The 7,829-nt window shown below is 58.7% G+C and carries 8 protein-coding genes; 3 read left to right on the top strand and 5 right to left on the bottom strand.

Annotated features, from left to right (window positions below; translation table 11 throughout):
• Positions 1-139 precede the first annotated feature (139 nt).
• The 5 genes from BMW66_RS19550 to BMW66_RS19530 all read right to left on the bottom strand — a co-directional run bounded on the left by BMW66_RS19550 (position 140) and on the right by BMW66_RS19530 (position 5,214).
• Entirely contained in the window at positions 140-1,174 is a 1,035-nt protein-coding gene (locus BMW66_RS19550) for an ABC transporter ATP-binding protein (RefSeq protein WP_175483338.1), read from the bottom strand.
• A gap of 56 nt (positions 1,175-1,230) precedes the next feature.
• Positions 1,231-1,995 (bottom strand): ABC transporter permease, encoded by a 765-nt coding sequence (locus BMW66_RS19545; protein WP_093120833.1) that lies wholly within the window; start codon positions 1,993-1,995, stop codon positions 1,231-1,233.
• Entirely contained in the window at positions 1,992-2,870 is an 879-nt protein-coding gene (locus BMW66_RS19540; RefSeq protein ID WP_093120832.1) for an ABC transporter permease, read from the bottom strand. The genes BMW66_RS19545 and BMW66_RS19540 overlap by 4 nt, the downstream gene beginning before the upstream one ends.
• A gap of 20 nt (positions 2,871-2,890) precedes the next feature.
• The gene (locus BMW66_RS19535; RefSeq protein WP_175483337.1) at positions 2,891-3,784 is read right to left on the bottom strand and encodes an extracellular solute-binding protein; all 894 of its coding nucleotides are present in this window, start codon (positions 3,782-3,784) and stop codon (positions 2,891-2,893) included.
• A gap of 155 nt (positions 3,785-3,939) precedes the next feature.
• Positions 3,940-5,214: a M20 family metallopeptidase gene (locus BMW66_RS19530; protein WP_093120829.1), complete on the bottom strand. Its 1,275-nt coding sequence runs from the start codon at positions 5,212-5,214 to the stop codon at positions 3,940-3,942.
• 171 nt (positions 5,215-5,385) lie between these two features.
• Between BMW66_RS19530 and BMW66_RS19525 the strand changes: the two genes are divergently transcribed.
• The 3 genes from BMW66_RS19525 to BMW66_RS19510 all read left to right on the top strand — a co-directional run.
• Positions 5,386-6,069 (top strand): GntR family transcriptional regulator, encoded by a 684-nt coding sequence (locus BMW66_RS19525; RefSeq protein WP_093120828.1) that lies wholly within the window; start codon positions 5,386-5,388, stop codon positions 6,067-6,069.
• 126 nt (positions 6,070-6,195) lie between these two features.
• Entirely contained in the window at positions 6,196-6,900 is a 705-nt protein-coding gene (locus BMW66_RS19520) for an IS6 family transposase (RefSeq protein WP_093120826.1), read from the top strand.
• Positions 6,901-7,569: 669 nt separating this feature from the next.
• A partial coding sequence (locus BMW66_RS19510) for a transposase (protein WP_139196324.1) occupies positions 7,570-7,829 on the top strand: 260 nt, incomplete at its 3' end.

The raw sequence follows: 7,829 nt of genomic DNA, 5'->3' as shown, positions 1-7,829 counted from the left end.
TCACGCCCTACGAATACATCTGCAAGGTCTGGACCTCAGAGCCGGATCGTTTCATCCTAAATCCGATCCACCAGATGCCGGGACTAAACACCTAATTCGTTCATCTTCTGTCCAATGATCCGGGACTGGGTCAGATTTTTCACGCAGCGAAAGCGAAGACGCCCGGCGATGCCAGATGCAACTGGCATGACTGGCCCGGTTCGGGAAGATCATCTGCGGGTCTGCAAGCGATGCGCGTGGGATCGCCGGCCTCAGTGTCGAGCAGGAGTTCGACAAAACTACCCATGAAATGACTGTCCCGCACAGTGGCGGTGATGTGACCCTTTCCCTCTGCAAGGACTGAAATCGCTTCGGAACGGGCGAGGATATCCAGTGCCGCACCTTTGGCCGGGAGCGTTCCTTTGAACGGCAGGTGCAACTCTGCGCCACTGGGAAACCGCGCTGTCACCCCTTCGTCCTCGGCGCCCGCACAGACTGCGCGAAAGTGGTTGATCCGGCCGACGAAGCCGGCGACGAAGGCCGTTTCGGGAGCATTGTAGAGATCCTCTGGCCGGCCGATTTGCTCTAGCTTGCCGTGGCGCATTACCGCGACGCGGTCAGCCATCGCCATCGCTTCGTCCTGATCGTGAGTGACGATGATCGTGGTAATCCCCACCGTCTTGGCGAGCATGCGGAGTTCCGTTCGCATATCATCGCGCAGCTGCCGGTCAAGCGCCGAAAGAGGCTCGTCCAGCAACAGCACCTTTGGCTCCAATACGAGGGTCCGTGCGAGTGCAACCCTCTGCTGCTGCCCACCCGAGAGCTGATCGGGCCAGACCTCGGCCAGATGTCCGATGTGCAGAAGCTTCAACACATCCGCCACGCGTTTTCCGCCAGGATCGGCTATGCCGTGCATCCTGAGGCCGAAGGCGATATTTTCGCGGACCCGCTTGTGGGGAAAAAGAGCGTAGTTCTGGAACACCATCCCGACATTGCGCCGGTGCGGCGCTACGGCATCGATGCGGTTTCCGTCGAAAGAGATATGGCCGAAGTCTATCGGCTCCAGTCCCGCGATGGATTTCAGAAGACTGGTTTTGCCGCAGCCGGAAGGCCCAACCAGCGCCATTATCTCGCCGGGCCGAACCTCAAAACTCACGCGGTCCACGGCGGTGATGTCGCCATAGCGCAGCACCACGTCCGAGATATCAACGTGGGTGGCCACCCGGCCCGGTTCGGTCGCATTTGCTAGTGTCATCGCACCACCTTATCCAATCCCATTAGCCTCGAAGTCAGGAGCACAATTCCGAGCATCCCCACCATCAAAAGCGAGGAAAGTGCGGCCACCGTCGGATCGCTTTCCGTCCTGACGTACTGATAAATCGCAATCGGCAAGGTCGCCTCGCTGCTCACCAGAAAGAGGGTTGCGGTGAAGTTGTGGAACGACATCACGAAAGCGAGCAGCATCGCACCTGTCATCCCGCGCGCTATGATCGGCAGGGTGACATGGACCACCGCGCGTGCGGGCGTCGCGCCCAGAAGCTGCGCGGCAGCCTCAAGGTCAGGGTCGGTGCGTTGCAGGTTGCCGATCATCACACGCACGACGAAGGGAAGGACGATCACGAGGTGCAACAACAACAGGTTCACGATGGTGATCCCCAAGAGCATCGCGTTCAGCATAATAAGGAAGGACAGACCCATCACGACTTCGGGCACGATCAGCGGGCCCATCACCAGCGCGTTTATAAGGCCGCGTCCCGGAAAACGGTAGCGCACCACGGCAAAGGCCGCGGCGGTTCCAATTGCTGTGCCGATCAGCGTCGCCAACCCGGCCAGTCCCACGCTAAGCAGGAGGCCCGAGCCGAAGGTCGAACGGGTGAAGAGATTGGCATACCATTGCAGCGACAGCCCGTCCCACGGTATGCCAAACGAAGAGGTGGTGCTGAACGAGGACGCAATGATCAGCAGGTTCGGCGCCGCCAGGAACAGGATCACGAGGAGAGAAACCGCGCGGATCATCGGCGCCTCGCCGGTGCGATGCCGAACCGCCGCCCAAAGCGATCAAGCACGAAATTGGTGATCGCCAGCAGGATCAGAGCCGCGCTCAGCAGAATGAAAGACATGGCGGCTCCGAAAGGCAGGTTGAAGAGGTTGATAGCCTGTTCATAGATCGCCGTGGCCGCCATCTGGACAAACCCGCCGCCGAGAAGGGCCGGCACCACGAACGAATTTAGGCAGAGCAGGAACACGATCACCGCCCCACCGATCACGCCGGGCATGCTGAGCGGGAGCGTAACGCTGACGAAGGCGCGCCAAGCCGGGGCACCCAGTAGTCGCGCAGCGGCGAATTGTGATTTGTCGATACGGCCCAGTACCCCCGAAATCGTGAGAATCGAGTAGGGCAGGGAGGATGCGACGAGGCCGATCAAGACACCATTGGTATTGAACATCATCCGCAGACGGCCAATGCCCAGTTCCATCAGGATTTGGTTGGCGAGGCCATTGCGACCGAAGACAAGGATAAGGCCAAACATCCTCAGCACGTAGTCAGAGAAGAAGGTGAGTACGAGAAACCCCAGGAGCAGCACGCGGGTGCGAGGCGAGGCCTCGCTAATCCAGTGCGCCACTGGATAGCCGAGTACGGTGGAGATAAAAGTAGCGAGAAGGGCGAGCCAGGCGGAGTTGGTCAGGAGCTGGATCTGGTGGCTTGCGCTCAGCACCTCGCGATACTGGACGAGCGACAACTCCACCGCTCCGGGCTCTACCCGCAGGCTTTCGATGAACAGCACAGCGAGAGCGCCGGTCATGAATACGACCAGCACAATCGCCGGAGCGCAGAGGATGTAGGGAACGGCGCGGGATATCCCGCGCCGACCGATGCGTTCAGAGGTCATCCGCCTCCTCCTGTCGCCCCTCAGTTTTGAATTGCCGCGTCCCACCGGCTCGCCCAGTCGGCAACGGCTTCGCCCATCGCAACCTCGTCACCAAAGCGCAGCTTGTCCGGAGAGGGTGCATAGGGCGCAAGCGCCTCGGGGACTTTGGCCTTGGGGTTGGCGGGCAGAACCAGCAGCCGTTCGGACAGGGCCGTTTGGCGCTCGGGGGCCAGAGCAAAGTTCACGAATTCGATGGCGGCTTCGCTGTTCGGACCGTCGAGCAAGGTAAAGTTGTTGAAGTTTGCCGGGACATAAGGCTCAGGCGCGACGAATTTGTACTGGTCGCCACTTTCGCGGATCTTCAGGAAGTTGCCGACCGGCATCATCGTCGCAACGTCAGTTTCTCCGCTCGTGAGAAACTTGATAGAGTCGGGGTCCGAGGTGGAAACCAACGCCACGTTCGGCAGCAGTTCTTCGAGGTTTTCAAAGGCCGGTTCGATGTTCTGCTCATCGCCGCCACCAAGCCAAGCTTGCAGCAGGATGAACTTCCCACCATAGCCCGAGCCGTGCGGGATCGAAATGCTTCGGGTCAGACGATCGTCCTTGAGATCCTCCCATGCGGTGATTTCAAAGGGAACGGCGTCGGAGTTGTATACGAGGCCGTAGAATATGTTCCACAACGCGACATGGTTTTCGCCCGCCAGATTATCCGGCATCGGCGCGACGTTTGACATCTCGTTGATCGGAAAATCTGCCAGAATTCCCTCTTGTTCGGCCAGCATGGTTGGCACCATGCCGGAAACCCAGAGATCGGCGTCCAACCGGTCTTTCTGGGCGACAAGCTGGGATAGCATTCCCATCATGCCACCCTGGGTTCGCAGTTCGACCTCGATTCCCGTCTCTTCGGTGAAGGGGTCGAAGAGCACCTCGCGCATCGCGTCGCCCCAAGGGCCACCCCAACTGATGACAACGATCTTTTCGGCATCCTTTGCGAAGGCCGTGGTGCCGGAAAGCGCGGCAAGGCCAAGTGCAGCTCCGGCGGCAACTCTCTTTAGTACATTCATTGTTTCTCTCCCTGTTGGAGTTGTGCCTATTCCCGCGCCCCACAAATCGAGGCGATGGCGTAGGCGTATGTGCGCGTCGCGGCGATGAAATCCGCGATTTCGCACTTCTCGTCCGGACGCGACAGATACTTGCCTGTCGGCCCGTAGATGAGTCCGGTGATCCCGGCTTCTTGCATAGGTGAGGCATCCGAGGCGGCAAATCGGAGGATTTGCGACCATTGCGGGGGTGTTCCGTGCTCCATCTCATGTGCCTCGGCGATTGTCTTTACCACCGGGGAATCCATCGGTGCGTCGAAGGGCACGGGGAAGGTATCTTCGGTAAACTCGATCTCGTATTTGAATTCTGGTTCCTCTTCCCGAAAACCGTCAAGGAAACGAACAAGGTCGTCCTGAAGTGTTTCGCGAGACATGCCGGGAATGATGCGGAAGTCGACTGTTATGGTGCAGACATCTGGGAAAAGCGCAGGGCGCGTCTTCACGTAGGTGCGTCCGATGCCGCCCTCGATCGGGCCGACATTAAGCTGAGGTAGACCCTCGAAGCCGGCTTTCGGCTCGAAAGACAGGATGCCACCCTCCTGCCGGGGTTTCATCGGCGTGTGGCTCGGACCCAGCGCCTGAATTACCCGCGCTGCCTGTTCCACGGCGTTGACGCCCTTCATACCGGGGGCATCCTCGGTGGCGAAGTGCTTTGACCGTCCCAACACATGTATATTGACGACGCGTGAGGCTGAATGACAGGTTGCCAGCTGCAATTCGGTCGGCTCGCCCAAGATGAAGTAATCCGCCGCAAGCCCTTGCTTGAGCGCGTGCCGGGTGCCTGCACCGCCGCGCAGTTCGCCGCAAACCAACGCGATCGACACATCCCCGGAGAGTGTGATCCCCGCCCGCTGCACTGCGTCGAGTGCCGCGATGTAGCAAGCATCGGCCGCCTTCATGTGTACGAAGCCATAGATCCAGCCATCCTCTATGATGCCACCGAACGGGTCCTTCGACCAGCCATCCGAGACCGGGTTGTGATCCATGTGTCCGTTAAAGAGCAGCGACGGTGCGCCGCCGGTTCCTTTCACGCGGCCGATCGTGTTGTAGCTTGGACCCATCATCGGCGATTCTGGAACCGGCTGAAGTTCGGCGGAAATGTTGCGTTCCTTCATGAGGTCGAGAAAATACCTAGCGACCTCTTCTTCTTCGCCTGAGGTGCTGGGAATGGAGAGCGCCCCCTGGATGGCGGAAATCAGAAAATCTTCGTCCAGATGCTCCACGACACGTTTGTAGAGGTCGGTTTGGTCGATGGTCGCGGTCATTTCGGTCCCCTGTCTTTGCGGTGACACGTCTGGCGTGCCGCCGGTGATCTATCGGGACCAGCCGTGAGGCGTTTGCAACGCGCGTATCGAGCGGATAAACTCACGAAACAGTCCACAATACTTTTGTAACATGTTACATTGATTCCCAGACCTGTCAATAATGGTACAAATATGAAGCAAACTCTGACGGAAACGGCGTATCATCGGATTCGTCGCGACATTATCGAGTGCCGCTTGGCCCCGGGCAGTTCGATCAGCGAACCAATGCTGTCGGAGCTCCTCGGGCTTGGAAAATCGGGCATTCGCGCGGCGTTGATCCGGCTTGCACATGAGGGCCTTCTCCTGCCGGTGGCGCGTCAGGGCTACGTCGTCGCGCCGCTGACCCTGAAGGACGCGCGCAACATTCTAGACCTACGGATCCAGCTCGAACCATACGCGGCCTTTCTGGCCGCCGGAAATGTGAAAGCCTCGGATTTTTCTCGGGTGCGTGAGCAATTCAATTCCGGCTACGATCTTGACCGGGTCGACACCCTTTCGGATTTCCTCGCCGCCAACCGAGAGGGACGGCGTATTCTTGGCGAGGCCAGCGGTAATGCGCGCCTCGCCACGATGATCATCGAGCTTGTCGATTCACTGGAGCGCTACCTGCGTCTCGGGCTTCTCACCGAAAACCGATCCCGTGTCTTCGCCGAAAGCCATGATGTACTGGTCAGTCTTCTTGTGGCTGGCAAGAAGGAGCAGGCGGCAGACTTGTCCCGCTCCCAGATGACGGCGTCCAGAGAGTTCATCATGGAGGCCCTTCTGTCGCAGGATTCCATTCAGGAAGCCGCTATCACAAGTCCTGAACAGCGGTGACGGTGGCACTATCAAAGGAAACCGACATGAGGCAGGCAGGGCGATTCTGTAGCTCTGAGTATGACCAGAGGTATTGTCAAAACAAACCAGCTTGAGGCGGGCAGGGCGGTTTCGTAGCGTCTGGGTATGACCAGACGATCGCCTTTTCGCTACTTCAAGACCAGCCCCGAGATCATCCGCCTGGCGGTAATGCTCTATGTCCGGTTCCCGCTGTCGCTCCGAAACGTCGAGGATTTGCTCCACGAGCGCAGGATTGACGTGAGCCACGAGGCCATCCGCTATTGGTGGCATCGGTTCGGGCCGATGTTTGCATCAGAAATCCGGAAACGGCGCGTCGATGGCATGCGGTCAAGCCGGTGGCGTTGGCACCTCGACGAAATGTTCGTGAAGATCAACGGCGAGCGCCACTACCTTTGGCGGGCCGTGGATCATAAAGGTAAGATACTGGAAAGCTTCCTCACGAGGGCGCGTGACAAGAAGGCCGCGTTGAAATTCTTAAGAAAAGCAATGCGAAAGCATGGCCGTCCCCAAGTGATCGTGACCGACAAACTCCGATCGTACGGTGCTGCGTTGCGCGAAATCGGCGCCGCCCATCGCCAGGAAACGGGACGCTGGGTGAACAACCGAGTTGAGAATTCACACTTGCCGTTCCGACGACGGGAGATGGCGATGTTGCGCTTCAGGCAGATGCGAAGTTTGCAGAAATTCGCCGCCGTCCATGCCTCGATCTCCAACTTGTTCAACTCGGAGCGCAGCCTCACCTCGAGATCAAATTTCAAGCTGAACCGCGCCGCCGCACTCGCCGAGTGGCGCGGTCTCTGTGCTGAATAAGGCACAGCCATCCTGCATTGACCGAGACTGGTTCGCATTCGTCTGGCAGCACTTTTGGGCGGATCGTTCCTCGTTTGTCGCCAAAACCAACTCATGCTCGATAACGCTTTCGGATTGGGGCGTTGGCTCAACATCTGCCGCCACAGCTTCTTGGTCGCGTTCCTTGGAACCGCGAAACAAAAACCGTGATATGAAACTTTCCGCTCGCTCGCGCGCCATTCCGGTTGCCTCAAGAGCAATCTAGCGGTTCAAATGATTCCTCCAACCCATTGAATTCGTAACAATTCGTATCAGGCCGAAAAAACTGGTGAGCCGGAACGCCTTTCCGTCAGGTCAGTCGCTCCGGCTCAGATGCGAGGTAATTCTCGCATGTCTGGCCGAGTGGATAATCTCGGCTTGGTGGGCCCCGCACGGGATCGCCGCCATCCCCACCGCCGCACTTGATCCGCCCCACCGTGCGGCGTCTCCTGCGGTCCCCGCGCTTCTATGGGTCCGGGTCCCCAAATGCGGCTCAGCCGAAATTGACTGAACTGCTCGGATCAGGAGGCCAAAGCCTCCGTCTCCGTGATCCTTTCGAACTCAGGTGTCTGACGTCAGCACCTTTGGGACAGATTTGAGGATTTGAACAACGGAGGGTTTCTGGTTCATCATAGCGTTTAAGGAGCGAAGATGAACAAGAAGCCCGGAACATCGAAAGACGCAGCTGACAAGCTGGTCAAAAACATCCGCCGCAAGACCCGCCAGACCTACTCGGCGGAGGAGAAGATCCGCATTGTTTTGGCCGGATTGCGCGGGGAGGAAAGCATCTCGGCGTTATGTCGCCGCGAGGGTATCTCTGACAGCCTGTATTACACTTGGTCGAAGGAATTCCTTGAGGCTGGAAAGCGTCGTCTTTCCGGCGACACAGCGCGTCAGGCGACATCGCCTGA

Origin of the sequence: Salinihabitans flavidus, from assembly GCF_900110425.1 — a bacterium.
Lineage (GTDB): Bacteria > Pseudomonadota > Alphaproteobacteria > Rhodobacterales > Rhodobacteraceae > Salinihabitans > Salinihabitans flavidus.
Note: the sequence above shows the minus strand (reverse complement) of the source record. Positions and strands in the feature narration are given on the sequence as shown.

What these genes read in the sequence shown, in the direction of transcription:
- BMW66_RS19545 (WP_093120833.1), bottom strand. Translation starts at nt 1,995, where the DNA reads ATGATCCGCGCGGTTTCTCTCCTCGTGATCCTGTTCCTGGCGGCGCCG.
- BMW66_RS19540 (WP_093120832.1), bottom strand. Translation starts at nt 2,870, where the DNA reads ATGACCTCTGAACGCATCGGTCGGCGCGGGATATCCCGCGCCGTTCCC.
- BMW66_RS19535 (WP_175483337.1), bottom strand. Translation starts at nt 3,784, where the DNA reads ATGCGCGAGGTGCTCTTCGACCCCTTCACCGAAGAGACGGGAATCGAG.
- BMW66_RS19530 (WP_093120829.1), bottom strand. Translation starts at nt 5,214, where the DNA reads ATGACCGCGACCATCGACCAAACCGACCTCTACAAACGTGTCGTGGAG.
- BMW66_RS19525 (WP_093120828.1), top strand. Translation starts at nt 5,386, where the DNA reads ATGAAGCAAACTCTGACGGAAACGGCGTATCATCGGATTCGTCGCGAC.
- BMW66_RS19520 (WP_093120826.1), top strand. Translation starts at nt 6,196, where the DNA reads ATGACCAGACGATCGCCTTTTCGCTACTTCAAGACCAGCCCCGAGATC.